The sequence below is a fragment of the Rhizobium leguminosarum genome (assembly GCF_002953715.1).
GTDB lineage: Bacteria > Pseudomonadota > Alphaproteobacteria > Rhizobiales > Rhizobiaceae > Rhizobium > Rhizobium leguminosarum_V.
This window is the reverse complement of record NZ_CP025013.1, coordinates 233365-257115: the sequence shown is the minus strand read 5'-3', so window position 1 is coordinate 257115 and position 23751 is coordinate 233365. Positions and strand designations below refer to the sequence as shown.

Annotated in this window: 23 protein-coding genes; 10 read left to right on the top strand and 13 right to left on the bottom strand. The window is 60.1% G+C overall.

Features of this window, described 5'->3' with window-relative positions:
* Positions 1-35 precede the first annotated feature (35 nt).
* From CUJ84_RS25505 to CUJ84_RS25480, 6 genes are all read right to left on the bottom strand, one after another.
* Positions 36-638, bottom strand: a complete 603-nt coding sequence (locus CUJ84_RS25505; RefSeq protein ID WP_105008497.1) for a 2-hydroxychromene-2-carboxylate isomerase — start codon at positions 636-638, stop codon at positions 36-38.
* 12 nt (positions 639-650) lie between these two features.
* A complete protein-coding gene (locus CUJ84_RS25500; RefSeq protein ID WP_105008496.1) occupies positions 651-1220 on the bottom strand; it encodes a TetR/AcrR family transcriptional regulator in 570 nt (189 codons plus the stop codon).
* 52 nt (positions 1221-1272) lie between these two features.
* A complete protein-coding gene (locus CUJ84_RS25495) occupies positions 1273-2301 on the bottom strand; it encodes a ketopantoate reductase family protein (protein ID WP_105008495.1) in 1029 nt (342 codons plus the stop codon).
* 301 nt (positions 2302-2602) lie between these two features.
* On the bottom strand, positions 2603-3379 hold the full coding sequence (locus tag CUJ84_RS25490) for an SDR family NAD(P)-dependent oxidoreductase (protein WP_105008494.1): 777 nt from the start codon (positions 3377-3379) through the stop codon (positions 2603-2605).
* A 120-nt stretch (positions 3380-3499) separates the two neighbouring features.
* Entirely contained in the window at positions 3500-4393 is an 894-nt protein-coding gene (locus CUJ84_RS25485) for an NAD(P)H-binding protein (RefSeq protein WP_105008493.1), read from the bottom strand.
* Between the two features lie 67 nt (positions 4394-4460).
* Positions 4461-4886 (bottom strand): MarR family winged helix-turn-helix transcriptional regulator, encoded by a 426-nt coding sequence (locus CUJ84_RS25480; RefSeq protein WP_105008492.1) that lies wholly within the window; start codon positions 4884-4886, stop codon positions 4461-4463.
* Positions 4887-5086: 200 nt separating this feature from the next.
* Here CUJ84_RS25480 and CUJ84_RS25475 point away from each other — a divergent pair, with 200 nt between their 5' ends.
* On the top strand, positions 5087-5491 hold the full coding sequence (locus CUJ84_RS25475) for a hypothetical protein (RefSeq protein WP_105008491.1): 405 nt from the start codon (positions 5087-5089) through the stop codon (positions 5489-5491).
* A gap of 73 nt (positions 5492-5564) precedes the next feature.
* Here CUJ84_RS25475 and CUJ84_RS25470 read toward each other — a convergent pair whose 3' ends face one another.
* Both CUJ84_RS25470 and CUJ84_RS25465 read right to left on the bottom strand, forming a co-directional pair.
* Positions 5565-6536 (bottom strand): alpha/beta fold hydrolase, encoded by a 972-nt coding sequence (locus CUJ84_RS25470; protein ID WP_105008490.1) that lies wholly within the window; start codon positions 6534-6536, stop codon positions 5565-5567.
* Positions 6537-6632: 96 nt separating this feature from the next.
* Complete coding sequence (locus CUJ84_RS25465; protein WP_105008489.1) at positions 6633-7319, bottom strand: glutathione S-transferase family protein; 687 nt, start codon at positions 7317-7319, stop codon at positions 6633-6635.
* 108 nt (positions 7320-7427) lie between these two features.
* Between CUJ84_RS25465 and CUJ84_RS25460 the strand changes: the two genes are divergently transcribed.
* From CUJ84_RS25460 to fhuF, 5 genes are all read left to right on the top strand, one after another.
* Entirely contained in the window at positions 7428-8000 is a 573-nt protein-coding gene (locus tag CUJ84_RS25460; RefSeq protein ID WP_105008488.1) for a TetR/AcrR family transcriptional regulator, read from the top strand.
* A gap of 307 nt (positions 8001-8307) precedes the next feature.
* Complete coding sequence (locus tag CUJ84_RS25455; RefSeq protein WP_105009160.1) at positions 8308-8562, top strand: FitA-like ribbon-helix-helix domain-containing protein; 255 nt, start codon at positions 8308-8310, stop codon at positions 8560-8562.
* Complete coding sequence (locus CUJ84_RS25450) at positions 8559-8984, top strand: type II toxin-antitoxin system VapC family toxin (protein WP_105008487.1); 426 nt, start codon at positions 8559-8561, stop codon at positions 8982-8984. Before CUJ84_RS25455 ends, CUJ84_RS25450 begins: the two co-directional genes overlap by 4 nt.
* A gap of 333 nt (positions 8985-9317) precedes the next feature.
* On the top strand, positions 9318-11498 hold the full coding sequence (locus CUJ84_RS25445; protein ID WP_105008486.1) for a TonB-dependent siderophore receptor: 2181 nt from the start codon (positions 9318-9320) through the stop codon (positions 11496-11498).
* A 9-nt stretch (positions 11499-11507) separates the two neighbouring features.
* Complete coding sequence (gene fhuF / locus CUJ84_RS25440) at positions 11508-12290, top strand: siderophore-iron reductase FhuF (protein WP_105008485.1); 783 nt, start codon at positions 11508-11510, stop codon at positions 12288-12290.
* Between the two features lie 120 nt (positions 12291-12410).
* Here the strand turns inward: fhuF and CUJ84_RS25435 are convergent, their stop codons facing one another.
* On the bottom strand, positions 12411-12902 hold the full coding sequence (locus tag CUJ84_RS25435) for a GNAT family N-acetyltransferase (protein ID WP_105008484.1): 492 nt from the start codon (positions 12900-12902) through the stop codon (positions 12411-12413).
* A gap of 163 nt (positions 12903-13065) precedes the next feature.
* Here CUJ84_RS25435 and CUJ84_RS25430 point away from each other — a divergent pair, with 163 nt between their 5' ends.
* On the top strand, positions 13066-13722 hold the full coding sequence (locus CUJ84_RS25430; RefSeq protein WP_105008483.1) for a sigma-70 family RNA polymerase sigma factor: 657 nt from the start codon (positions 13066-13068) through the stop codon (positions 13720-13722).
* On the opposite strand, the gene CUJ84_RS25425 is transcribed toward CUJ84_RS25430, so the two are convergent.
* From CUJ84_RS25425 to CUJ84_RS25415, 3 genes are read right to left on the bottom strand one after another with little or no spacing between them, the layout of a single operon-like run.
* Positions 13613-14800 carry a PLP-dependent transferase gene (locus CUJ84_RS25425; RefSeq protein WP_105009159.1) on the bottom strand — a complete coding sequence of 396 codons (1188 nt, stop codon included), beginning with the start codon at positions 14798-14800 and terminating at the stop codon, positions 13613-13615. The genes CUJ84_RS25430 and CUJ84_RS25425 overlap by 110 nt on opposite strands.
* 10 nt (positions 14801-14810) lie before the next feature.
* A complete protein-coding gene (locus tag CUJ84_RS25420; RefSeq protein ID WP_105008482.1) occupies positions 14811-16232 on the bottom strand; it encodes an MATE family efflux transporter in 1422 nt (473 codons plus the stop codon).
* Entirely contained in the window at positions 16229-17218 is a 990-nt protein-coding gene (locus tag CUJ84_RS25415) for a GNAT family N-acetyltransferase (RefSeq protein ID WP_105008481.1), read from the bottom strand. The genes CUJ84_RS25420 and CUJ84_RS25415 overlap by 4 nt, the downstream gene beginning before the upstream one ends.
* A 205-nt stretch (positions 17219-17423) precedes the next feature.
* Between CUJ84_RS25415 and CUJ84_RS25410 the strand changes: the two genes are divergently transcribed.
* From CUJ84_RS25410 to CUJ84_RS25400, 3 genes are read left to right on the top strand one after another with little or no spacing between them, the layout of a single operon-like run.
* Positions 17424-17642: an MbtH family protein gene (locus tag CUJ84_RS25410; protein ID WP_105008480.1), complete on the top strand. Its 219-nt coding sequence runs from the start codon at positions 17424-17426 to the stop codon at positions 17640-17642.
* 19 nt (positions 17643-17661) lie between these two features.
* Entirely contained in the window at positions 17662-21654 is a 3993-nt protein-coding gene (locus CUJ84_RS25405; RefSeq protein ID WP_105008479.1) for a non-ribosomal peptide synthetase, read from the top strand.
* Complete coding sequence (locus CUJ84_RS25400; protein ID WP_105008478.1) at positions 21651-23003, top strand: lysine N(6)-hydroxylase/L-ornithine N(5)-oxygenase family protein; 1353 nt, start codon at positions 21651-21653, stop codon at positions 23001-23003. Before CUJ84_RS25405 ends, CUJ84_RS25400 begins: the two co-directional genes overlap by 4 nt.
* On the opposite strand, the gene CUJ84_RS25395 is transcribed toward CUJ84_RS25400, so the two are convergent.
* On the bottom strand, positions 22976-23695 hold the full coding sequence (locus CUJ84_RS25395) for a 4'-phosphopantetheinyl transferase family protein (protein ID WP_105008477.1): 720 nt from the start codon (positions 23693-23695) through the stop codon (positions 22976-22978). The genes CUJ84_RS25400 and CUJ84_RS25395 overlap by 28 nt on opposite strands.
* Positions 23696-23751 lie beyond the last annotated feature (56 nt).

The following is a 23751-nucleotide window of genomic DNA, read 5'->3' as shown; positions in this document are numbered from 1 at the left end:
GATTTTTCCGGGTTCATGACATGTTTCGCGATGGATCAGGCGACGAGCTTTTCACCCTTCAGGTGGCGTTCGAGGAAGGGCAGACTGTCCTGCCCCCAATAAAGCTCGTCCTCATAACGGAATGTCGGCAGCCCAAACACACCAGCGTCCTTGGCCGTTTCGTAATTGGCCTTCCAAATCGACAACACGGCGTCGCTCTGGGCACGCTCATCCAACGCTGCGCTATCGAAGCCCGCGGCATCCGCGATCGCGCGACCGACCTCTGCGTCACCGATATTTTCTCCGCGCAACCAGAAGGCCTCCTGCAGCGCTTTCGTCAACTTGAGCCAGTCTTCGCCGGCATCGATTGCAGCAAGGATCATGAAGCCGGCGGGCGTTGGATCCGACAAGGCTGCACGGTTTTCGAAGTTCAGCGTTTTGCCCCGGACGGCTGCCCAACGCTTGAGATCCTTCGTCCAATAGGCTCGACGGGCCTCCGGCCGGTTACGAGAATAGATGGCGCCATTATCCTCAATCAGGGGGATGACATAGGGGCGGATCGTAGCGTTTTGTTCGGAAGCGAGTGCCGCGAATGGGTCCAGACCGATGAAGGCCCATGGCGAGCCAATGCCGAAGAAATAGTCAATGATCTTTGTCATATTCTGGTGCTCTCAAGATGTCCGGTCGTGTGGGATTGCGGCGTCGAATACAGAAAGTGCGCAGTCTCGGGCGACGAGAACCGCTGTTGGATCACGTCCGACTGCCACCGTCGCAAGCGCGCCTTCATAAAGAAGCGATAGATGAGCAGCAGTCTGGTCAGGCCCCAATTCGGCTTTGGAGATAATGGCGCGGAAGATGTCGCTCACGGCCTTCTTGTGCGTTCGGGCGACGGACACGACGCGTTCTGAGTCGCCATGCTCGGCCACCGCAAGAGCAAATGCGCAGCCCCGGAACTCCGGGCTGTCGGCCTTTTCATACAGGCGCTCGAAAATAACTCTGACCTGGTCTCTCGGAGCAGCCGTCGCGTCCAAGGCCTCCTGCAAGGAGTGAACAACACGTTCGTGGCGATCCTGGAGATACGCTGCAACAAGATGATCCTTGGACGGGAAGTGTCGATATAGCGTTGCCTTTGCAACTTTCGCTTCTTCGATAATGCGATCTATCCCAACAGCCCGAATACCTTCGCTGTAAAATAGCCCGCCGGCTGCGGCGAGGATCTGATCTGATATGGGTTCTCTCATTGGATCGCTTCAGGTTGGTGGTTGCATTGTTGAACAATTAGGCGGCGACAAATCAGGTCGTTGCGGCGAGACCGGTGTTGCTCACCTGATAGGGCCTGCCGACAAGTGATTGAATCGCGTCAAGCGCCAGTGCTTTCTTGAAGTCGCCTTGATGCTCCAATCTGCCAGCAAGATTCTGGACAACCTCATTGTAGGGTGTCGGAATATTGTGCAAACGACCCAGCAAGACGATTTCGCCATTGAGAAAATCGACTTCACTCGAAGCGCCTCTGGTGAAACTCTGCCAAGTCGACTGTTGACCGGGATGGATGCCACTGTCCTGAGCTATGCGCCACCCTGAAAGATCTGCAGTCCGCTCAGAGGGTGAGGCGAGGTTATAACCGGCAGCCTCAAGAGCTTGGCGAGCTTCATTGACCAGCGCGTCGGCGATTGAGACGCGGAGATCCTCGGCGCCAACGAACAATTCCAAGACGTTTCGAACGTTGTGAAGAAGTTTGGCTGATTTCCAACGGCGGATATCATTGCTGGTTTCCGCCAGATAATTGGCGCGGTTGAGGTCCGCCGCAATCTGTTCAGCTGTTTCATCAGAACCCGACGGGAAACGCCCTATGGTGACCACGCCGACCTGCGGATCACCCGCCACCGCAACAGAGCCCGTTTCGGTAAACCGTGCAGGCGTCAGAATACTCGCTCCGTAAACCCTGGCGAAAGTTCTGAGCGCAATCGCTTCTGTCGCCAAGCCATTTTGAAAGGTTACGACGGGGAGACTGGCAGCCGTTGCACCCGCTGAATCCGACACTTGACGCCATGACCAGGAGGCCAGGGAGCTTGCCGCGTCCTGAGTTTTGACCGTCAACAACAGGATATCGTCGAGGGTCAATTTGGGCGGGTCGCTGAGGTCGAAAGCGTTAAGCCCGATCTGTCGCTTGCCAGAGGGACGTTGGTAGCTCAGACCATACCTCTTTATATGGCCGATCTGTGCGCCGCGTCCGACGAGCGCGTATGTGATGCCGGAAAGTTCGAACTGCGCAGCAAGACTCGCACCCACCGCGCCTGCCCCCACGATAACGTATCGTGTCATCTCTCTTCCCAAATCTGATTTATGACCAATGCGGACTAGCGTGTGGCGTCGCCAAGAGGTCGACGAGGCCACGTTTGAAACATAAAGCATGTAAACGGACTGAAGAAAGACAGGTCGTTCTCTTTCTCTAATGATTTCGTAGAAAATAGTTTGGAATTTGGACGTTTTACGGCCACCTTGATCTCTGCCGACCGAGCTGGTCGAGGAGCCCAGGAGGGAAGGTCCGGGGACCCTGTAGCCTAACGGTTCTGCTGCGATCTGAAGGCCGGAGAACCGGCGGGGCGTGCGTTTCGATCGGGCGCTAGACGAGCGAGTCCACGACGCCGCCATCAACTCTCAGCGCCGCACCGGTCGTCGCGGACGCCTGGGGAGACGCGACGTAGACCACCATGTTCGCAACCTCCTCGACGGTTGCCGGCCGCTCGATGATGGAGGTGGGACGATGCGTCTTGACGAAGTCGATGCCGGCTTGCTCGAGGGACCGCTCGGCCGTGACATGCCCCTTGAGCATCTCGGCGACGCCTTCGGACATGGTCGGGCCAGGCAATACGGAGTTCACTGTTACTCCCGTGCCGGCCATGCGCTTGGCGAGACCGCGCGCGACAGCGACGTCGGCGGTCTTGCTGACGCCGTAGTGGATCATCTCGACGGGTATATTGAAGGCGGATTCCGAACCGAGGAAGATGAAGCGCCCCCACGACTTGGCAGCCATTTTCGGAAGGTAGGCGCGCGCCAGGCGTGCGCCTGCCATGACATTGACCTGCCAATGGCGGTCCCAGATCGCATCGTCGGTCTCGAAGAAATCCAGAGGCAGAAAAATGCCGAGGTTGCTGACGACGATGTCCGGCGCGGGTTCGGCCCGGATCATGGCGTCGCATCCCTCGGCGCTGGCGAGGTCGAGCGCATGACCGCGCGCACGGCCGCCGAGGCGCGCCACCGCTGCATCGACCTTTTGCTGGGTGCGGCCGTTGATGATCACGTCTGCGCCCGCCTCATGGAGGCCGCGGGCAATGGCAAATCCGATGCCTTCGGTGGATCCTGTAACCAGGGCGACTTTACCTGAAAGGTCGATGTTCAACTTGCTTCTCCTGGAAGGTTGGCCGGGCGGCGCGTGCATCGCGCCGCCACCAGCGTGTTGGACGGAGCCGGCGCTTCAGGCCCGGTGAAGCCAATGTCCTGTCGGCAATGCTGGAGCGGCTTACGCCGCAGCGTTCGGCGTATTGAAGGCTGCCCGGTGCGACGTGACGAAGTCCTGAACGGTCATCGGCGGCACGCCCGTCACTTCGGCGATGATCTTGTCGGCGCCCGAGAAGATGCCGTTCTGGTAATCGAGGGCGATCGCGCAGAAATGCTGGATCAAAAATTCCGGCAGGCCGAACTTTTCCAGCCGATCGCGATAGGCGGGGATGGTCAGCGGCCGGTAGCTGATCTTGCGGCCGAGCACCTCGCTGATGGCTGCGGCGATGCCCGGCTGGTCAAGCTCGGTCGGCCCATGAAGCGTGTAGGTCTTGCCGATATGGGCGGCCGGCTCCACCAGAAGCGCAGCAATGAGGCGGGCCTGGTCCTCGGCAGCGATGGGAGCATGACGGCCAGCGCCATAGGGCAGGTCGATGATGCTCTGTTCGACGATCGTCTTGCGCGCAAACGGATAGAGCAGCCATTGCGAGAAGAAGGTTGGCCGCAGGTGGATGGTGGGAACGCCGGACCAGTCGAAGACCCGCTCGGCGATCCAGTGATCGCGCGCCGCATGACTCTTGGAGTCCTCGCGCGCGGAGATCTGCGACATGTTGATTACGGCCTTGAGGCCGGCGCGCCTGGCCGCATCGGCGAAATATGCCGTCGTCTGGATGATGCCGGGACGGACGGGATAGCAGAAATAGGCGGCGGCGGTGCCGGCGGCGGCGCGGATAACGTCGTCATGCTCGAAGAGGTCGCCGACCACGACCTCCGCGCCGTCGCTGCGAAGCGCCTCGGCCCGCTGGTCCTCCTTGTGGACCATGGCCCTGACGGCATGACCCTTTTCGAGCAGACGTTGGACGGTGTAGCGGCCAGTCTCACCGGTCGCGCCGGTAACGAGGAACGTGTCAGTCATTTCTATCTCCTTGTGTTTGGCTGCGTCATGATATGTGTAATTACACACTTTCAGGTAAAAAAGGGAGCTACCCGCCGAGGTTCAACTCCAGAATTTCATCGCGCATGCGCACGGCACGGTCCTGTCCGACCTCCCGCTCAAACGCGGCCTGGGCGTTTTCCCAAAGGGGGACTGCCTCCGCCACCTTTGCAACGCCCGAAGGGGAGAGTGTGACATCGAAGGCGCGGCCGCTGTCGGCTCTGCCGGCGACAACCCATCCGGCCATCTGCAGCGGCTTCAGCGCGCGGACCAGAGTCGTGCGCTCCATGCTCAGCATTTCGGCCAGACTAGTAATCTTGAGGCTCTGGTAGGCTTCTAGCAGCGACAGGATGGAGAACTGCGAGACCGACAGTCCGGCAGGCGCCAGATGATTGTCGTAAAGACGGCTCAGATGCCGAGCGTTCTGGCGGGCGGCGAGGGCGTAACAGAGATGGGGACCAGCAGGTGTCGGCATGGGGTACATCTAAATGTGCAATTGCACAGTGTCAAGCCCGAACCTCGGCGTTCGACAGACAAAGTAGCAGGCTCACCACATCCCTATTCCAAGGCTCATTGCTTGAAGTGCAATTACACACTATGCTCCGCAAGGTCGGTGTTGAGTTTGGAACGCGCTCACGCGGCCACCCCAGAAATCACGCCTTCCGGAGAAACGACATGACGGGAAGCAACGGAGAAAAGCACCCATTCCTCGATGATCTTGCCGATGACGCCGAACTGAGAGGGACGGTCCTGCGCCGTCCGGTTTCGGGCCGTGACAATATCAAGCGCCTGGTCGAGGCCGTCGGCACGCTCTACGCCTCGCAGCAGCTCACCTTCTACGGTGCGATCGATCCGCGCCATTTCCTGCAATATCAGGCAACACTTCGCACCGGCCTCGATCTGGAAGCGGTGGGGGTCATCGAGCGCGACGAGACCGGGCTCGTGCAGCGGGTGACGATGACGTTTGCGCCTTTGGACGCCGCGGTGTCACTGTCGGCAGAACTGGGCGGCATCGTCGGGGAGGAGTTTGGTGACGATCTCTTTTACGACGCGTCGGTGAACGAGATCGCGGCGTCCTGATTGCCAGACCCGCATTCGATCCTACGCAAAGGCCGGGGGTCGGGCTAGGCCGGCCCCCGGCCTTTGCACGCCATCAACCGCGAAGGAACGCCAGCAGGTCGGCGTTCAAGCGGTCCTTGTCGACGTGCAGCAGCCCATGCGAGCCGCCTTCATAGACAATGAGCTTGGCATGTGGAACGAGCCCCGCGGTCAACTTCGCGGAGATTTCCAGCGGCACGATCTGGTCGTCGCTGCCGTGGACCACCAGCGCGGGAACGGTGATCTTCCTGAGGTCATCGCGGAAATCGGTTTCCGAAAACGCCCCGAGCGCATGGTAGGCGGCAGGCAAGCCGGTTGCCTGTCCCTGCCGCCAGTAGCTCTCCCGCAGGCCTTCCGAGACATGCGCCCCCGGACGATTGAAGCTGTAGTACGGCATGGTGACGTCGAGATTCCACTGCGACCGGTTTGCCTGCACGGCGGCGCGGAACGTATCGAACAGCTCCTTGGGAGCACCGTGAGGATTGGTCGCAGTCTTCAGCAGGAAGGGTGTCACCGAAGCGACGAAGGCGACCTTAGCGACGCGGCTCTGACCGTGGCGCGCGACATAGCGTGCGACCTCGCCACCGCCCATCGAATGACCGACGAAAGTTGCCTCGCGCAGATCGAGCGCCTCGACCAATTGCGCCAGATCGTCGGCGAAGGTGTCGTAGTCGTAACCGCTGGACGGCTGGCTCGACCGGCCAAAACCCCGACGGTCATGGGCGATGACGCGATAGCCGTTCTGCAACAGGAAGAACATCTGGTCTTCCCAGGCGTCGGACGAGAGCGGATAGCCGTGGCTGAACACCACGGCCGGACCGGTGCCCCAGTCCTTAAAGTAGAGGCTGGTGCCGTCTTTCGTGACCAAGCGATCGCCTGTGGGCTTCCCGGCATGGACTGACGCGGGCGTTTTTGCCGCCGCCGAGTTCGCGCTGACACCGGCCGCCGCCAGTCCGACGCCGGCGATGGCGGTCCCTTTCAGCAGGTTGCGCCGGGAAGTTCTGTCGGGTGTTGGGATCGTAGACATGAGGAAACTCCGTGAGAATTATGCCGCCTGGGCGGCGCGATTGGCGAATGTGGTTGGGCGTCGGTGCCGTGTTCGCACCGCTTTCGTGCGGGTGGATCAGAAGCCGAGCCTGCGCAGATCCTCCGCGACGAACATCTGGCCGCTGCGATTCTTGACGCTCGGCAGCTCGGAGACTTTTGCGCGCCAGGACTTCAGCACGGAGTGATCTTCAGGGATGGCAATGCCGGCGGCGTCCGCGAACATCAGCCCGGCAAACACCGTGATGTCGGCCATCGAGAATGCATCGCCGGCGACGAACGAACGGTCCTGCAGCACCGTGTCGAAATACCCCATGCCGGCTAGCGCCTTATCGCGCTGGCGGTTGCCCCAGTCCTGACGGCCAGCCCATTCCGGGCTCTTGAACACTTGCAGCTCGGCGCCGAGGCCGGGCGTCGCGTGATGGAAGTAGTTGCCGACCGCATCGAGCAGCTCGGTCTCGGCCCGCTTCTGCATCATGTGGATGACGGCCTTTTCCTTCGGCGTCTTGCCGGTGAGCCGCGGATCGCCGTCGAGATTGTCGAGGTATTCGGTGATGGCGGTGGCCTCCGCGATGTAGGTGCCGTCCTCGAGCTGGAGGACCGGGAGCACGCCCGAGGGGTTCATTTCGAGGAAAGCCGGCTGCTTATGCTCGGCGCCGATGAGGTCGACGGAGACGAACTCGACCTGCGGTTCGAACCCCTTCTCGGCGAGCACGATGCGGATGCGGGCCGGATTGGGAAAGCCGGGGCGATCGAAGATTTTCATAGGAAACTCCTTTATCTGTCTATCGATAGATAGACTACGATCAATCGATTAACTCTTCCCTTTTTCGACGTCAACAACTATCTATCGAGTGATAGGTACGGAGCGACGATGGCAAAAACCAAGACGGATATGCGCGAGGCGGTCATGACCGCCGCAAAAGCGACGGTGCAGTCGCATGGCTACAATGCGCTGAGCTTTCGTGAACTCGCGAAAGAGGTCGGGATCAAAAGCGCCAGCGTGCACTACCATTTTCCAACCAAGGGCGACCTCGGCGCCGCATTGGCGCGTCGCTATACCGAAGAGGGCGCAGCCTACCTGGCGGAGCTGCTGGCGACTTCCAACGATGCGAGTTGGTGTATGGACAGATACGCGGCGATCTTTCGCGCCGCCCTGGCCAACGATAATCGCATGTGCCTGTGCGGCATTATGAGCGCGGAACTCGACGGCCTTCCTGCGGACGTTAGAGCCGAGGTCGATAGATTCGCGGAGATGAACGTCGGATGGCTCACCCAGATCCTCTCACGCGCGAGGCCCTCGACGGGCGAGCAAGATCTGCAGGAGTGCGCGATGGCGATCTTTGCTGCTATCGAAGGCGCGCAGCTGGTCGCGCGCGGTTGCCGGGACATCGGCATCTATGACCGGACAATACGGGCCTATCGGACCACGGGTCTCATCCCGTAATTGGCCGGCGGCTCTAATGGGAGTGGCAGTTGCTCAAGTGAGGGCGATGGGGTTTTGCGCAAGTCCGCTGGCCGACCTATCCGGCGAGCCACTTCAGCGGCATTTGCGGTCGAAATACCCCTCCTACTCCGTCCGTTGATACTGCTTGACCACGGTCGAGTGGCAAAGGTTGCGCATGGATGTGGATGACGGTTGCAATTTGTCGCAGTTCAAAAAGCGTCATTCCAAACCAATTCGAAGAGTTGCCAGGTGATATCACCTTCCATATATTGATAGCATGACCATCAGCATTAAGGGAGTGCAATCGATGGCAGCAGTTACAATACGCAATTTGTCTGAGGAGACACATCGTGCCTTGAGAGTGAGGGCAGCTCATCACGGCCGCAGTACCGAAGCAGAAATCCGTGACATCCTAGAAACAGCGGTACGGCCAGCTGAGCGCGTGATGTTGGGCTCGTTGCTAGCATCAATCGGACGCGAGGCAGGGCTTTCCAACAACGACGTGGATAATCTGCAGCTCGTCCGAGACAAAACGCCTGCGGAACCTATGAGTTTCGAATGATCCTGATCGATACCAACGTCATCTCGGAGCCATGGAAGCCCACACCCGATAATCAGGTGCTGGCGTGGATCGATGCCCAAGCAGTGGAAACGCTGTTCGTTTCAGCGATTACAGTAGCTGAATTACGGTTCGGCATTGCCGCGATGCCTAGAGGAAGGCGAAAGACAGTCCTCTACGATCGACTAGAACAGGAAGTTCTGCCTCTATTTTCAGGACGCGTTCTATCCTTCGACATGGCTGCGTCACAGAGCTATACGGAATTAATGGCGCGAGCACGCGCAGCAGGTCGGGCAATCGGTAAAGCAGATGCCTATATTGCCGCAATTGCCGCGGCGAACGGATTTATTGTCGCTACCCGCGACTCTAGTCCCTTCGAAGCCGCAGGACTTAACGTTATCAACCCTTGGTACGCACCAACATAGCAGCGACAAAGCGTCAGATGATTGCCGAGCGATCCCGTAAATCAGCCATAGATTGCATCAGCAACAATACGGGATCGTCGGGTCCATCCCCGTCAAGACCGGCAAGTTGACAGTCGTCGCGGTCCGCAGTTGGGCTCTCGCACGACAGAACGCCTCCGTTGGCAATTTACCCGCACGGGACGTTATGGCCCCAATCCTACGTGCAACCTGTTCGGGAGTGTCGAAGGCGTGGATTTTTGTCGATTAAAAGGTGACTAAAATAATCATCTTAAGTTGACAAGGCCAATTTCGCTGCATAGGTTCCGCCCGCATCCGTGGCGTAGGGACCAAGCAATGGCGCGTGTTTTTTTGAATGTTTCTAATAATGTATCGCGAATTTATAGAGATAGCCTATTTGTCACGACAGCGATCGTCCTGATCGGCATTGCAGCATCGCCGGCTTCAGCCCAGAGCGCGTCCACGGATGCCAGTGCGACAGCGCTGGAGCCGATCGTCATTCAAGGTGCATCCTCTGATAGCAAGACTGACCGGACGTCCGTTGCTGCCAAGAACAGTTCGGCCGCGACCAAAATCAACACGCCGCTCGTCGAAACGCCGCGTTCGGTCTCGGTCACCACCGAGAAGGAAATCGAGCAGCGCGGCGCCCAGAGCATTATCGAGGCCGTGCGTTATTCGGCCGGCGTGACGACCGGGCCGAACGGCTTCGATCCGCGCTTCGACCAGATCTTCATTCGCGGCTTCAACGTTACGACGGTTGGCGACTATCGTGACAGCTTGCGCCAGCCCTACATCAATTACGGCATGTTCCGCACCGATCCCTATCAGTTGCAACGCGTCGAGGTGATCAAGGGACCGGTATCCGTTCTCTACGGCTCGGGATCGCCGGGCGGCCTCGTGAACAAGATATCGAAGCTTCCGACCGAAGAGCCGATCCACGAAGTCGGTATCTCCTACAGCACCAAGGATCGGGCTCAGGCGATGTTCGATTTCGGCGGATCGATCAGCGAAGACAACGACGATTTCCTCTATCGCATCGTCGGCCTTGCGCGCCACGGCGACACCAATTTCGATATTGCCGACGACCGCTATTTTCTGGCGCCGTCCTTTACCTGGAAGCCTGACGAAGGCACGACCTTCACGCTGTACGGTCTGGCGCAGGCCGACGAGACCGATGCCAATGTCGGCGCGATCACGACCGTCGACGGCAAAATCCTCGACATCCGGCAGAGCGATCCCGACTACGACTACCAGAAGGTCAAGCAGCAGCAGATCGGCTATCAGTTCGAGCACGAATTCGACAACGGCCTGACGTTCCGCCAGAACCTGCGCTATTCGCATCTCGATCTCAGGGCTCGTTACCTCGGCGTTTCCAGCTGGACCGGGACAGTCGCCCATCGCAACGCAAGTTCGATCCGGGATGAGATGAATGTCTTCCAGGTCGACAACCAGCTCGAGGCGAAGTTCGATACCGGCCCGCTTGGCCATACGATGCTGTTCGGGCTCGATTACACCAATCTCCAGTCGAACTGGGGCTACGGCATCGGCGCCGTCAACTCGGCCTTCGATTTCGATATCGCCAACCCGACCTATGGGGTCTCGGGCGCTACGCCGGCCTATAACTTCATCGTTGCCGATGCCGATATGCGCCAAGTCGGCGTTTACGCCATGGACCAGATCGAGGCCGGAAACTGGCGCTTCAACCTCGGCGGCCGCCAGACCTGGGTGAACCAGACGCGTGACACGACCTATCCCTCCTTTGGGTTGAACGACTCGGAAGACGTCAACAAGAACGCCTTCTCCTGGCAAGCCGGTGCGCTTTACCTCTTCGACAACGGCATTGCGCCCTTCGTTTCCTATGCGACCTCGTTCGACCCGGTGACCAACCGGTCGACATCCGGCAAGATCCTGGAGCCGACCGAGGGCGAACAATACGAGCTCGGCGTAAAGTACCAGCCTCCCGGCTCCGACATCATGCTATCGGCGGTCGCTTATCACATCGTCGAAAAGAACAAGCCGGTGTTGGTCAATCCGCTGACCCTTGCCTATGACTCGCTCGGCGAAGTGACAGGAAAGGGCATCGAGCTTGAAGCCCGCGCGGCAATCGCTGACGGTCTCGATCTCATTGCTGCCTACACCTACAATCATTCCGAGGTCACCGGCGGCAATAACGAGGGCAACACCCCGGCCGTAACGCCCGCGCATGTCGCAAGCCTCTGGGCCAACTATACTTTCCAGGAAACCAATCCGTTCAACGGCCTGTCGGTCGGCGCGGGCGTCCGTTATGTCAGCGAGAATTGGACGGATACCGCCAATACCTCGAAGAACCCTTCGAGCTTCTATGTTGATGCATCCGCCGCTTATGATTTCGGCGCGGTCGACAAGAAATATGAGGGCCTGACGGCCGCCTTCAATATCCGCAACATTGCCGACGAACGCGACACTGTCTGCAACGAAGGCTTCTGCTATCTCGGCCAGGGCCGCAACATGACCGGCACCCTGAAATACCGGTGGTAAGGCACGGCAATGGAGACAACCGGGGCGTTTCAGCGCCCGACCTTGATCGCTGACCATCCTGTCGCCCACAAAACCGTCGACCTCGACGGTCTGGTGGGCGACGGTCCGTTCGCCTATTGCCGCGGCAAGCTGCTCAGCGCTCTCCCGCAGACGGGCTTTGTTGTTTCCTGCAGGGATCTTTGCGACCGAGCGATCTTCGACGAGATCATTGGCCGATATGCGCAAAAATTTCCGGGCAGCGACCGTCGTGCGATCGTCTCCATGTGGACGCTCTATTATTTCAGCATGCTGACGATCGCTCCGAGCGTCCATATGTTCGTGAACCGCATCGCGCTGCCGATGGAGGTCGACCGGCTTTTGCTCGTCTGCAACGAGCAGACAGGCGAACCGGAAGCATTCGTGATGTCCGGCAGGCCCGAGGTGACAAGTGACCCGGCCGGCGAGCTTCACCGGCTGATGCTCGGTCACGCCGAGCCCGTCATCGCGGCGATCGCCGCCAACGCCGGCGTCGCGCCGAAGCTTCTCTGGAACAATGTCGCGGCCTATCTCTCCTGGATTCTGAAGGAGATCGCTCATCGCCATGAGCCTATCCTCGTCGAAGGAGGCCTGGCGCTGCTGGAAGAAGCTCAATGGCCGGGCGGCGGGCGCAACCCGATGTTCGGCATGATCCGCATTGCGCGCCAGCAATGCGGACTCGAATTCGTGCGCCGGAAAGTCTGCTGCCTGCGCTACAACCTACCGGGCGTCGGCGGCTGCGGCGAAGCCTGCCCGCTGCCGGACGGGCGCCACTAGCTCCTATCGTCCGACGCGAGCAGAGACGATGGATGGCAGTCGGCGATGACGAGAAGGGCCGCTCCGATGTAGCGTGCGCGCTGGTCATTGCCAACGCGCCAAGCAGAAAGTCTCGTCGTCTCAAAGCGTAGCCTCACCTGCCTCGACGTCGGCGAGTGGCTTGACCATGAACAGGCATGGATGGTCCTCGTGCCAGAGCTTTGCAAAGACCTCCGCCCGCACAAAGCCGTTCCGGTCATAGAAGCGCCGCGTCGCCTCGAACTGCGGTTCGTCGCAGCCGCGCGGGGCGAGCGTCTTGACCGTCAGCAGCCGCGCACCCGATTCATGGCCGAAACGTTCTGCCGCATCGATGAGATGGCGTCCGGCGCCGCGACCGTGATGTTCGGGTCGTGTCGCAATCAGCGCGATTTCGACGGCGCCGGGCGGGTGCGGCTTCAAGGCCATCAACGCGGTCACGACGTCGGCTTCAACATAGCCGAACACCGGCAGGTCTTCGATCGCCTGGGCGCTCGCTTCGATGACCTCAGGTTCTGAAAACCAGTCGGGCAAAGCCCCCATGATCGATCGGCAGAGCTCCGCCTTGCCGGTCAGGATCTCCACTGTCCTTCCCATTTTCTCTCGCTTTCATCCGGTCGATTTAAACTTGACTCTCGTTATCACCTTAAAATAGACACTGCAATCAAATCGTGTACTTTCCTCGAAAAAGGGACGCCAAGACCGCATCGACCAGCAACGACAGAGCCTGATTTTCCATTTGTAAAAAGGGTACAGGACAATGCACACATTGCATCGTGATGTGAACGGAAATGCCGTGGTCAACGCCATGATCGAAAACAAGGACAAACTCCTTAAAACGATTGAAAGCGTTGTCAAATCAAAGTCATATTCCGAGGATATATTTCAGGATGGAGTCATTAAAGCCTATGGCGTCAAAACCGATGGCATTCGCTGCCCGATCGGTTACGCCTTCCGGATGGTCTATAATCTGGCACTCGACGAGAGCCGCCGGCGACGTCAGCAGATGAACAACTATAGGTCGATTGACCAGGTTCAGGAGATCACAGCACCCATCCCCACCGTGCTCGACCAGCTTGTCGCCGCCGAGACTTTGCGCAATGTGCTTGCTTCGCTCGAGGCGCTGCCGAAGCGAACCAACGATGCCTTCATTCGCCATCGCCTCAACGGCGTGCCGCAGAAGGATATTGCAGCCGAACTCGGCGTCTCAAGGACCCTCGTCAACTTCATGATCAAGGCGGCAGAGGAACATTGCCATCTGGCGATCGCCGAACCTTCCCGCCCCGATCATGCGCACCGACAGGGCCCTACCGTTTCGCTGCGTGCAGCGCCTGCTGCAAATCGCTCCACAACAGTTCCGGCTCTTCCAGACCAACGGCGAAACGAACCGTCTGCTCGCTCACGCCGAACCGGATGAAGGAGGTCATCCGGTCGGGGATCTGCAGCGCGACCTTGGCGGGGACCACCAGCGTTTCTGGTCCCCCCCAGCTGACGCCGAGGCGGATATCGCGAAGGCTATTCACAAAACGTGCGACATCGATATCGGGATTGAGGTCGAAGGCAAACAGCCCGGCATAACCCGTGAGCGTTGCCCGTCCGGGATGCTCCTGAAATGCCGGGTGACGAACGCGTGCGATCGCAGAATGCGCCTTCAGCCGCCCGGCGAGCAACAGCCCGCTGCGCTCATGCTCCTTGAGACGGACACGCAGCGTGCGCATGCCGCGCAGCAGCAGCCAGGCCTCGAACGGTGACAGTTTGGCGCCGACATAGGGGTAGGACGTTGAATTGATCCTGGCGATGGCCTCTTTCGAGCCGACGACGACGCCGGCGACCGTATCGCTGTGACCGCCGAGATATTTCGAGGCGGCGTGAATGACGATATCGACGCCATGCTGGATCGGTTTTTGAAAGAGCGGCGTTGCCCAGGAATTGTCGATGATTGTGGTAACACCGGCCTCCTTCGCCATGGCCGACAGCGCCGCAATGTCCTGAAGCTCGAAGACGAAGGATGTGGGGTTTTCAAGGTAGAGCAGCTTGGCACCCGACAGCGCCCTGCGGACCTCGTCGTGGTCGGCGGGATCGACGAAATCCACCGCGACGCCGAGCCTGCCGAGCAGCTTCACCAGAAGGCGGTAGACATCGTTGTAGAGATGGCGGACCGCAACGACCCGGTCTCCCGCCTCAACAAGGCTGAGAATTGTCGATGTAATGGCGGCCGTTCCGCTCGAGAAAGCCCGTCCATCCTCTGCGCCCTCGAGGCGGGCCACCAGGAGTTCGAATTCGCGGACCGTCGGATTGTCACCGCGCGAATAGATGTAGTTGCGAGTGCGGCCGGCGAAGACATCCTCCATCGCCTCGTAACTGTCGTAGGTGAAAAGCGACGTCTGGAAAATCGGCGGAGACACGGCGTTGAATGCCGCCGGATCGACAGGCGTAAAGAGATCGTCAGCGGCCGCATGGGCGCCAAGGTCGTGCGGGTTGATCGACTGGTTCATGGTCATCCTCTCATGGACAAAAGCTGGGATATGGACGGATGGAGGTCAGATGGTCGGCGGCGCGCTGCCGGAGCGCGCTGAGCGTCCTCACCAGGCAGACGGCCGACAGCAGGCCGGTCAGTGCAGAGGCCAGGAACATTGCTGCCAGCAAGCCTGAAAAGCCGAAGAACGGTGGCAGGAGCGCCAGCAGCGGAAAGAGAAGATAGCCATTCTGCGCCAGGCCGATGGCAACCGCCGCTTTCGGTCTGCCCTGAGCCTGGAAGAGGATCAGCACCGTTTGCCGCAGGCCGAACAGCAGAAGGGGAGGATGGGTTGCGATGATCGCTTGCGCCGCAATCCCGATCACCGTCGCATCGTCGGTGAAGAATGATGCAAGCTCTTCGGAGAAAGCGAGCGCCGCCAGCCCGTAAGTGCCACTCACCGCAGTTGTGACCACTGTCAGGATGCGGGCTGCCGACAGCACTCGGGCCGTATCGCCTCGACCCCAGGCAAAGCTCAGGATCGACTGGGCCCCGAGTGAAATACCGATGACGGGGAGCGTTCCCACAGCAAGCAGCCGCAAGGCAATCCCAACGCCGGCAATGCCGGCTTCTCCGTGATAGGTGCCGGCGAGCGATACCATCGCCGCAATCGCGCCCGCGGTTGCGAGACTGGTCAGCGTCGTCGGTGCGCCGACTGCAAGCACAGGTTTGAGATAGCCGATATCTCCCAACCGCCAGCCAAACGTCAGCCGGACCGTCCCAAGTCGCCTGGCGTGGTAAGCAGCATAGATGCAAAGCGCGACGAGTTGGGACAGGATGGTTGCGATCGCAACGCCCTGCAGGCCGAGGCCGAAGCCAAAGATCATGATCGGGTCGAGGATCATGTTCAGCGCAAAGCAGGCGACCAGCGTCCACATGCTGAAGCGAGCATTGCCCTCTGCGATCGCCAGGAAATCGAGAATGATCTGCGCCATCGTCAGCGGCACCGAGACCGCAATGATCATCAGATATTGCTGCACGAGCGGCTGAAGGGCAGGCGTGGCGCCGAACAGCAGCAAATCTGGAAATGCGAGGATTGCGAGAGCGCTTGCCGCGCCGAAGACAACGCCGGCAGCAAGGCTGATCGAGGCAATGGCCCCGGCCCGGGATCGATTGCCGGCTCCGAGCATCCGCCCGACCTCGGTTGCGACACCGACGCCGATCCCTTCGCCGAAGGCGGCGACGAGCATGAGGACCGGCAGGACGATCATGATCGCCGCGATCTGGTCTTCACCGATCATTCCGATAAAGATCATGTTGATCGTGTGATGGGCGGCGTTAATCGACAGGCCGAACATCGCCGGCAACCCAAGCCGAAGCAGCAGCCTGAAAAGCTCAGGACTGGCAAGGTCCTCCGGGGCGAGGCGCTGCCGTCTCCGGAAGCTGCCGCTTGCGTCGCTCATGTCGTTCATGATGCCGGCACCCAGAGACGGTCACCGAAGAAACGCTCGCGGCCGAGCATCACCAGGAGCGCCCGCTTGTGCGGAAAATCGAAATGCTTGACCTTGGCAAAACCCGAACGATCGAGGTTGCGGATCTGCTGCTCATGACTGGCGCGCGGCTCGCCGACGATGCGTTTCGTGCGCGGATCATCGAGGAAGATGAAATGCATCAGCGAAGGAAGCCATGCGCTGATCCATTTCTTGCCGCGATAGCCGGGCTCGCCGATCGCGACATGCCATCCACGATCATAGTCGTCGGCGTCGTAAAAGGGACCGAGACGGTCCTCCTTTGCCCAGTAGACTTCGAAATAGCCGAAGGGGATGTCCGCGAAACTGCCGATCAGCGGCAGGACATGCGGATCTGCGATCCTTGCCTCCAGAATCTCCCGATGCTTGTCGATCGAGCCTGAATCTTCCCAGATCGTGTTGACCTGTTCGTCGTTCATCCAGCGATGAAATGCTGCAAGATCGGTCTCGGGATCGGCCACGGTGAAGGCGATTTCCCGTTCTAGCCAGGGGATGAAACGCCGATAGATCGTGCCCTTCGGCTTTGCGGGTCGACGCGGATGATATCGCCCCGCCGTCATCTCCTGGACGGGCGGCAGCGGATAGGACATCTGCGGCAGCCACAGCGAGGGCCATTGCCATAGGATCGCCGAATCGAGCCGTCCGCCGGCATCCGCAATATGTCTGGGCAGGCTTGTTTGATGCCCTTCGAAGACGACTGAGGTGATCGAGCGATCTTTTGCCGTCACGGCTTCGGCGGCCGCCATCAACAGTTCTGCCGATTGCACCGGATCTCCGTGGTAGAAGGTCACGGACGCGATGCCGGCATCGACCTCGAACGCCGCTTCGTGGTGGCCGTAAGCGGTCCTGAGGTGAATGAGATTAGGTGCGAGGCTGATGTAGCTGCGCGACTGCAGAGCGCGCCTTTGTTTGACGGCGTCGAAATCCATGAAGTTCTCCTTGGCCGGTCGGGCGCAGGTCGGGCTTTTGGCGTTACGAGCATGAAGGTTGCTCCTGCGCCGATTTGGTAGAATGACGATCCATCTCCCGCCAGATTTAGGGATACGCGAAGAAAAAAATTCTCATAAATTTTCTAAACTGCAGCCTGCCCGATCCGTCACTTGCGCATGACCATCATCACCGCAGGAGCTGCGAATGGATAATCTTGAACCTCACGACGATCTTTGGATCGCCGTCATCGACACCGAGCGTCGCTATTCAATCTGGCCGCAGGACAAGCGGATTCCCGTGGGCTGGGAGCCGGCGGGCTTTGCCGGGTCGCGCCAGCATTGCCTGGCGCATATCCGCGACGTCTGGGCGGATCCGCGCCCTCTCTCCTTGCGCTCGGCAATCGCCGGCGACGCGCGTCTCTGAAACCGGCTGGATGACACGGATGAACAAGCAGATCACAAATTTCGCAGATGCCTACCCGACCGATGTCGCAACGGACGCGGGCTTCGAGAGCTTTCCACTGACGATCGCGCAGAAGCGTATCTGGTCGCTGGAGCAGATCGGCAACTACACGGTCTTTCCCGACCAGGTCATTTGGCTGCGATTGAACCCGGCGGTCGACGTCAAGACGATTGCCGGCGCCTGCCGGACGCTCGTGGCGCAACATCCCTCCCTTGCCACCCGATTCCGACGGCTGGCGGGCGGTCGCGTCGAACAGCACTGCGGCGTATTGAACGCAGTACCGATCGAGATTGTCGGTGAAGGTGCTGCTCTCGCCGAGCCGGATGCTTTGGCCGCACAGAAAGCCTTCCGCGACAGACGCTTCGATCTCCTCGGCGGTCCGCCGGCACGTGTTCAGATTGTCTTGCTTGCCGATGGACAGTCGCTTCTGACAATCGTGCTTCATCCAATCATCGGCGACGATCGCGAGAAGTCCGTTCTCGCCGGTTCCCTGACGCGAATTCTCGACGGCGCACCCGCCGGCGACACGCAGCGGGCAGATATCTTGGCCGGTGCGCGAGAGGCTGAGTGGCTGCAGACAGAGCAGGCGCAGCAGTCCCTCTCATACTGGCGGCAAACGATCGGTCTCGACTACGCGGCCTCGACCTTTCCAACCCGCTTCAACAGTGGCGGGCTGGCAGGTGTGGCACGCGCTCAGTATCGATTTTCGATCGGGCCTGATCTCTGGGAAAAGCTCGATCGACATGCGCAGCAAAAGGGATTTCAGGTCGAGCGCGTGCTGCATGCCGCCTTTTGCGCGCTGCTGGCGCGCTACAGCGGCAGCTATGCCTTGTTGACCGGGCTCCTGATCGCGCGGCCCCAGAGGGAGCACCTTGCTGACCGTGGCCGTGCCGAACAGGTCCTTCCCGTCATGCTGTCGCTGACATCCAGAAGTTCGCTCGACGATGTCATCACTGCAATCTCATCTGTAACGGAGGAGGGCCTTCGCCGGCTCGTTCCGCTGGAACGCATCACGCAGGAACTGGTGGTCGACGAAGCGGCTGCCCAGGAAGCCGTGGTCAAGGCGCTGTTCGAATTCCGCGAGCCGTATTCGATCCCCGGGCACGCAACCAATCTGGAACCCCTGGGCGCGCGCGCTGACAGCGAGCTTTCCCTGGTGATCGAAGCGGGTCTGGATGGGGTCGCATCCGGGCTGATCGATTATGCACAGGATCTCTATGACAGCGCCCTGATTGCCCGTGTCTCCCGGCATTTCAGCCTCGTGCTCGAGCAGATCGTCGCGCGGGACAGTGTGCGGATCAAGGATATCGAACTCGTCGGCAGCGACGAGCTCGACTGGTTGTCGGCGCCCTACGAAGACGAGGTGGTCAACGACGACAGGCCGGTCCACGAGCTGATATCAGTCCATTCACGCCAGACGCCGGCGAAGACGGCGATCGTCTACGGCGACGAGGAATGGAGCCATGGCTGGCTTGAGGCCAGCACCAACCGTCTCGCACATCGCTTGCGTCAGCTGGGCGTTCGCGCCGAGGTGACGGTCGCCATCTTCATCAAGCGCTCGCCCGAGGCGATCGTCGGGATCCTCGCGACGCTGAAGGCGGGCGGCGCCTACATCCCGGTCGAGCCCGACCATCCGCCGGTGCGCAACCATCACATTCTGCGCGATGGCGGTGTCAAAATCGTTCTGACCCACAGCTGGCTTCACCATCGGCTGCCAGAAGAGCTCGACACTATTATCCTCGAACTCGACAAGATCGACCTCGACGGCGAGCCGGATACGCCGCTTGATATTCCCACTCACAAAGATCAGCTCGCCTATGTCATGTACACCTCCGGATCGACCGGACTGCCGAAGGGCGTGGCCGTCGAGCACGGTCCGCTGACGCACCATCTGCAGAACACCTCGCGTGTCTACGGTATGAGCTCGGCATCCCGCGAGCTGCCGTTCCTACCTTTCAGTTCGGATGGCGGGCACGAGCGATGGATGAACCCGCTGATGGAAGGCGGCAGCATCATTCTTCCCGATCAGCCGCTGTGGACGCCGGAAGAGACATTGACGGCCATGCGCAAGCACGGCGCCAACAATGCCAGCATTCCCACAACCTATCTGCAGCAACTGGCGGAATGGGCTGATATTTCAGACGGAGCGCCGCCGATGCGCCTTTATTCCTTCGGTGGCGAGGGGCTGGCGCAACCGACCTTCGATCTTCTATCGCGAGCGCTGAAATCGGAATGGCTGATCAACGGCTACGGGCCGACCGAAACCATCATGACGCCGATGGTCTGGAAGGTGAGGGCCGGCACGAAGTTCCAGGGGGTCTATGCTCCGCTCGGTCGCGCTGTCGGGTTAAGGCGCGTCTACGTGCTCGACCCTGACCTCAATCCGTGCCCGATCGGCGTCACCGGCGAACTCTATATCGGTGGTGAGGGTATCGCACGCGGCTACCTCGGCAAGCCGGACACGACGGCGGACCGCTTCATCCCCGATCCGTTCTTCACGGAGGGCGGCCGGCTTTATCGCTCCGGTGATCTGACGCGTTGGCGTGATGACGGAACCGTCGAATTCGTTGGCCGTGTCGACCATCAGGTGAAGCTTCGCGGCTACCGGATCGAGCTTGGTGAGATCGAAGCGGCTCTCCTCCAGCAGCCGGCCGTCGGCGAGGCCCTGGTCGTCCTGCGCGATGACGATGCCGGTGGCGAAAAGGCGCTCGTTGCCTACGTCGTTCCGAAGAAAGACGAGACGCTTGATGTCGAGACGATCCGCGCCGGCCTCGAGCGCAGCCTGCCGTCCTATATGGTGCCGGCTGCCGTGGTCGAACTGGAAAAAATGCCGACCAATCCGAACAGCAAGCTCGATCGATTTGCGCTGCCGGCGCCACAACCGGTCAAACGCACAATCGTCGAGCCGGCAACCGTGCTCGAAGATGAGGTGCTGGATGTCTGGCGGCAGGTACTCAAGCTGGAAGCAATCAGCGTCGAGGACAATTTCTTCGCGATCGGCGGCAATTCGCTTGGAGCGATCCGCATCCTTTCGCTGCTCCGGCAGCGCCGGCCGAAAACCCCGCTCATCGTCGCCGATATCTTCAACAACCCGACCGTGCGCTCGTTTGCCGGCGTGATGGAGCAGGGGGACCAACGGGATCTGTCTGAGGTGATCGTGCTGCGTGCTTCCGGCGCCAAGCCGCGGCTCTATTGCTTTCCGGGGCTTCTCGTCAGCACCCGTGAATACGTCAAGCTCGTCGACTATCTCGGAGCCGATCAGCCGGCAACCGGCTTCATATGCCACTCGCTTTCCGAGAAAAAGGCAGTCGGCGCTCCGGTCGAAGAGATCATCGAGAGCTATGTCGATTATATCAGGACACATAGTCAGGGCGCGCCCTGCTATTTCCTCGGCTGGTCCTGGGGCGGGCTTCTGGCCTACGAGGCTGCCCGCGCCCTCGGTGATCAGGTCGACGTCAGGATGATGGCGATGGTCGACGTCTGCGATCTCGGATCGGAATTTGCGATCGGCGCGAAGCCGCGCTTCCGGTCGGGCGAACGCGACGCACTTCATAAAGATGTGCAGGCATGGCTTGGACGAACGGCGATGCGTCCCGAATGGGACCGGCTGTTATCGACGATGGATACGGATACCTACGATCAGTTCCTGCGCTTTGTCGGCGACGAAAAGGACCCGCTTCCAAACGACGGGCCCGATATCAGCAGTCGTGAGCATACGTTTTGGGTGCTGATCGACAATGCCCTGATCTTCCGCAGGCACCGGCTCGTTCCTCACGATGTGCCGATCTATCCCTGGGCTGCCGACGACAGCCTCAACCGCGGCCTCAACCTGATCGACTGGCGCCGCCTGTCGCCGCGGGCGCGTGCGGCCGAAATCATCACCGGCACCAACCACCTGCACATGATCGGGTCTCCCGCCTTCCACTCAAGGCTCGCCCTGCGTCTCAAGGAAACAGAGAAGGATATTGCATGACCGTCGCTTTTAGCCGCAGGGATGCCGAGCCGCTGGACATTGCCGGCATCGGCATCGGTCCCTCCAATCTGAGCCTCGCCTGCCTGTTCGAGTCGGTGCCCGAGATCAGAAGCCGTTTCTTCGAGCGACGAGACTCGTTTGACTGGCATCCCGGCATGATGATGCCCGGCGTCGAGCTGCAATCGTCCTTTCTGAAAGACCTCGTTACCCCGGTCCTGCCGACCAGCCGCTGGTCATTCGTCTCCTATCTGGTTGCCCATAAGAGGCTCTACGCTTTCCTGAACGCCAATTATAAGGCCGTTCCCCGGCAGGAGTTTGCACGTTATCTCGCCTGGGTCGCCAACGGCGTGGACGGCCTGCGCTTTGGCACGGAGATCCGCGACGTCGAGCATCGCGACGACCGCTTCTTCCTGCGGTTCGACAATGGGCAGGAAGAAGCACGAAACCTGGTGATCGGCACGGGTTCTTCACCCTTCGTGCCCGACTGGGCAAAACCGTTTCTGGGTCCCGATTGCTTTCATAACAGCGAGGCCAAATCGCGTCTCAGCGATCTTGGCGCCGCCCGCATCGTCGTGGTCGGCGGCGGTCAAAGCGGCGGCGAGGTCGTCGAAGCCTTGCTGACCGATCCCGGTGCCATGACGGAGCTGACATGGATCAGCCGGCGTCATAATTTCGAGCCGATCAACGATACGCCGTTTTCGAACCAGGTTTTCTCGCCGGAATACGTGCAGGCCTATCTGAAGCTCGGCGGCGAGCAGAAGCAGGCCGCTTTGAAGAACTCGATCCTGACCAGCGACGGCCTGTCGATTTCGACGATTCACTCGATCTACCGCCGCCTCTACGCCTTGCGTTATCTCGAGCCGAGCACGCTCAATGCCTCTCTGGCGCCAAATCGCGATGTGATCCAGATGGAGAGAAACGGCAATGCCTATCGGCTCATCGTCAGGAACCAATTCGATGGTGGAATCGAGGTGCTTCATGCAGATGCGGTAGTTCTGGCAACCGGCTACCGGTTCCGGTTGCCGGATGCTCTCGGCTCACTGGGCGAAAGGATAACGCTCGACAGAAACGGCTATCCGCTTCTCAATGACGACTACACGATGCAGTGGACGGGTCCGCGGAACAACCGGGTGTTTGCGCAGAATGCCGGGCGATATTCGCACGGTATCGCCGACTCCCAGCTCAGCCTCATGGCCTGGCGCAGCGCAACCATTGTCAATACGCTTCTCGGCCGGGAGCATTTCGATGCGGAACCCGACAACGGGCAACTGGCCTGGGCGACGGAGACCGCTTCCGCAATGCCTCATCAGCTCCGAGCCGGCTATTCGGACGGAATGCTATCGTTCTGAAATAGGCTTGTCGAAATGCCGGGGAGCCCGGATTGAGCGCAAGCAGCCAGCGCAACGACATGCTGGCTGCCGCTTTCGACCAGACGGTGATGCCAGCGCCGATCGCAATCGCCACCATCGACCATGACAGGGATGCCATCCTTCCAGGAAAAGGCAATGTTGCGGGGATCCTCGCGCAGCCCGACGCCGAGTGCCTTCAGATGGCTCTCTTTAAGCGTCCAAAGTGCAATGGCCGTGCGTGCGCGTTCGCGCGCAGGCAATTCCATCAGCCAGCGCCGTTCCTCTGCACTGCAATAGCTATCCACTGCCGCCTCCTCGATCTCGATGTCGGCGCGTTCGCAATCTATTCCCACGTGATCACATCCTGAAGCGGCAGCGACCGCCACAAGCCCGTCGGTATTGGCGAGGCTGAACTGCAGCCTGTCACCACCCTCAAGCCTCAGCTTGCCGTGCCTGTCTGGAGACAATGGGACCTTGCCCGGCGATATCCCGGTCTGCAGGCTTAACAGTTGCCGCAAGAGATACCGGCCGGCAATGAACGAGGCCCGATCTCGTTCAAACCGATAGGTCGCAGCGCGATCCCGTTCATCCGATGAAAGCGACCGCATCCAGCGGTTCCAGTTGCCTTCGTTCTCGGAATACCGCCAGAGCGCGATTTCAATGTCGGCAGGTTGGTTTTCTGATTGCTGCATGGATCCAGTATGTGTTCCGTGGACCGATTGGCAAGCATGCAGGTGCTTGCCGACGT

What these genes read in the sequence shown, in the direction of transcription:
- CUJ84_RS25505 (WP_105008497.1), bottom strand. Translation starts at nt 638, where the DNA reads ATGACAAAGATCATTGACTATTTCTTCGGCATTGGCTCGCCATGGGCC.
- CUJ84_RS25500 (WP_105008496.1), bottom strand. Translation starts at nt 1,220, where the DNA reads ATGAGAGAACCCATATCAGATCAGATCCTCGCCGCAGCCGGCGGGCTA.
- CUJ84_RS25495 (WP_105008495.1), bottom strand. Translation starts at nt 2,301, where the DNA reads ATGACACGATACGTTATCGTGGGGGCAGGCGCGGTGGGTGCGAGTCTT.
- CUJ84_RS25485 (WP_105008493.1), bottom strand. Translation starts at nt 4,393, where the DNA reads ATGACTGACACGTTCCTCGTTACCGGCGCGACCGGTGAGACTGGCCGC.
- CUJ84_RS25480 (WP_105008492.1), bottom strand. Translation starts at nt 4,886, where the DNA reads ATGCCGACACCTGCTGGTCCCCATCTCTGTTACGCCCTCGCCGCCCGC.
- CUJ84_RS25475 (WP_105008491.1), top strand. Translation starts at nt 5,087, where the DNA reads ATGACGGGAAGCAACGGAGAAAAGCACCCATTCCTCGATGATCTTGCC.
- CUJ84_RS25470 (WP_105008490.1), bottom strand. Translation starts at nt 6,536, where the DNA reads ATGTCTACGATCCCAACACCCGACAGAACTTCCCGGCGCAACCTGCTG.
- CUJ84_RS25465 (WP_105008489.1), bottom strand. Translation starts at nt 7,319, where the DNA reads ATGAAAATCTTCGATCGCCCCGGCTTTCCCAATCCGGCCCGCATCCGC.
- CUJ84_RS25460 (WP_105008488.1), top strand. Translation starts at nt 7,428, where the DNA reads ATGGCAAAAACCAAGACGGATATGCGCGAGGCGGTCATGACCGCCGCA.
- CUJ84_RS25455 (WP_105009160.1), top strand. Translation starts at nt 8,308, where the DNA reads ATGGCAGCAGTTACAATACGCAATTTGTCTGAGGAGACACATCGTGCC.
- CUJ84_RS25450 (WP_105008487.1), top strand. Translation starts at nt 8,559, where the DNA reads ATGATCCTGATCGATACCAACGTCATCTCGGAGCCATGGAAGCCCACA.
- CUJ84_RS25445 (WP_105008486.1), top strand. Translation starts at nt 9,318, where the DNA reads ATGGCGCGTGTTTTTTTGAATGTTTCTAATAATGTATCGCGAATTTAT.
- fhuF (WP_105008485.1), top strand. Translation starts at nt 11,508, where the DNA reads ATGGAGACAACCGGGGCGTTTCAGCGCCCGACCTTGATCGCTGACCAT.
- CUJ84_RS25435 (WP_105008484.1), bottom strand. Translation starts at nt 12,902, where the DNA reads ATGGGAAGGACAGTGGAGATCCTGACCGGCAAGGCGGAGCTCTGCCGA.
- CUJ84_RS25430 (WP_105008483.1), top strand. Translation starts at nt 13,066, where the DNA reads ATGCACACATTGCATCGTGATGTGAACGGAAATGCCGTGGTCAACGCC.
- CUJ84_RS25425 (WP_105009159.1), bottom strand. Translation starts at nt 14,800, where the DNA reads ATGAACCAGTCGATCAACCCGCACGACCTTGGCGCCCATGCGGCCGCT.
- CUJ84_RS25420 (WP_105008482.1), bottom strand. Translation starts at nt 16,232, where the DNA reads ATGAACGACATGAGCGACGCAAGCGGCAGCTTCCGGAGACGGCAGCGC.
- CUJ84_RS25415 (WP_105008481.1), bottom strand. Translation starts at nt 17,218, where the DNA reads ATGGATTTCGACGCCGTCAAACAAAGGCGCGCTCTGCAGTCGCGCAGC.
- CUJ84_RS25410 (WP_105008480.1), top strand. Translation starts at nt 17,424, where the DNA reads ATGGATAATCTTGAACCTCACGACGATCTTTGGATCGCCGTCATCGAC.
- CUJ84_RS25405 (WP_105008479.1), top strand. Translation starts at nt 17,662, where the DNA reads ATGAACAAGCAGATCACAAATTTCGCAGATGCCTACCCGACCGATGTC.
- CUJ84_RS25400 (WP_105008478.1), top strand. Translation starts at nt 21,651, where the DNA reads ATGACCGTCGCTTTTAGCCGCAGGGATGCCGAGCCGCTGGACATTGCC.
- CUJ84_RS25395 (WP_105008477.1), bottom strand. Translation starts at nt 23,695, where the DNA reads ATGCAGCAATCAGAAAACCAACCTGCCGACATTGAAATCGCGCTCTGG.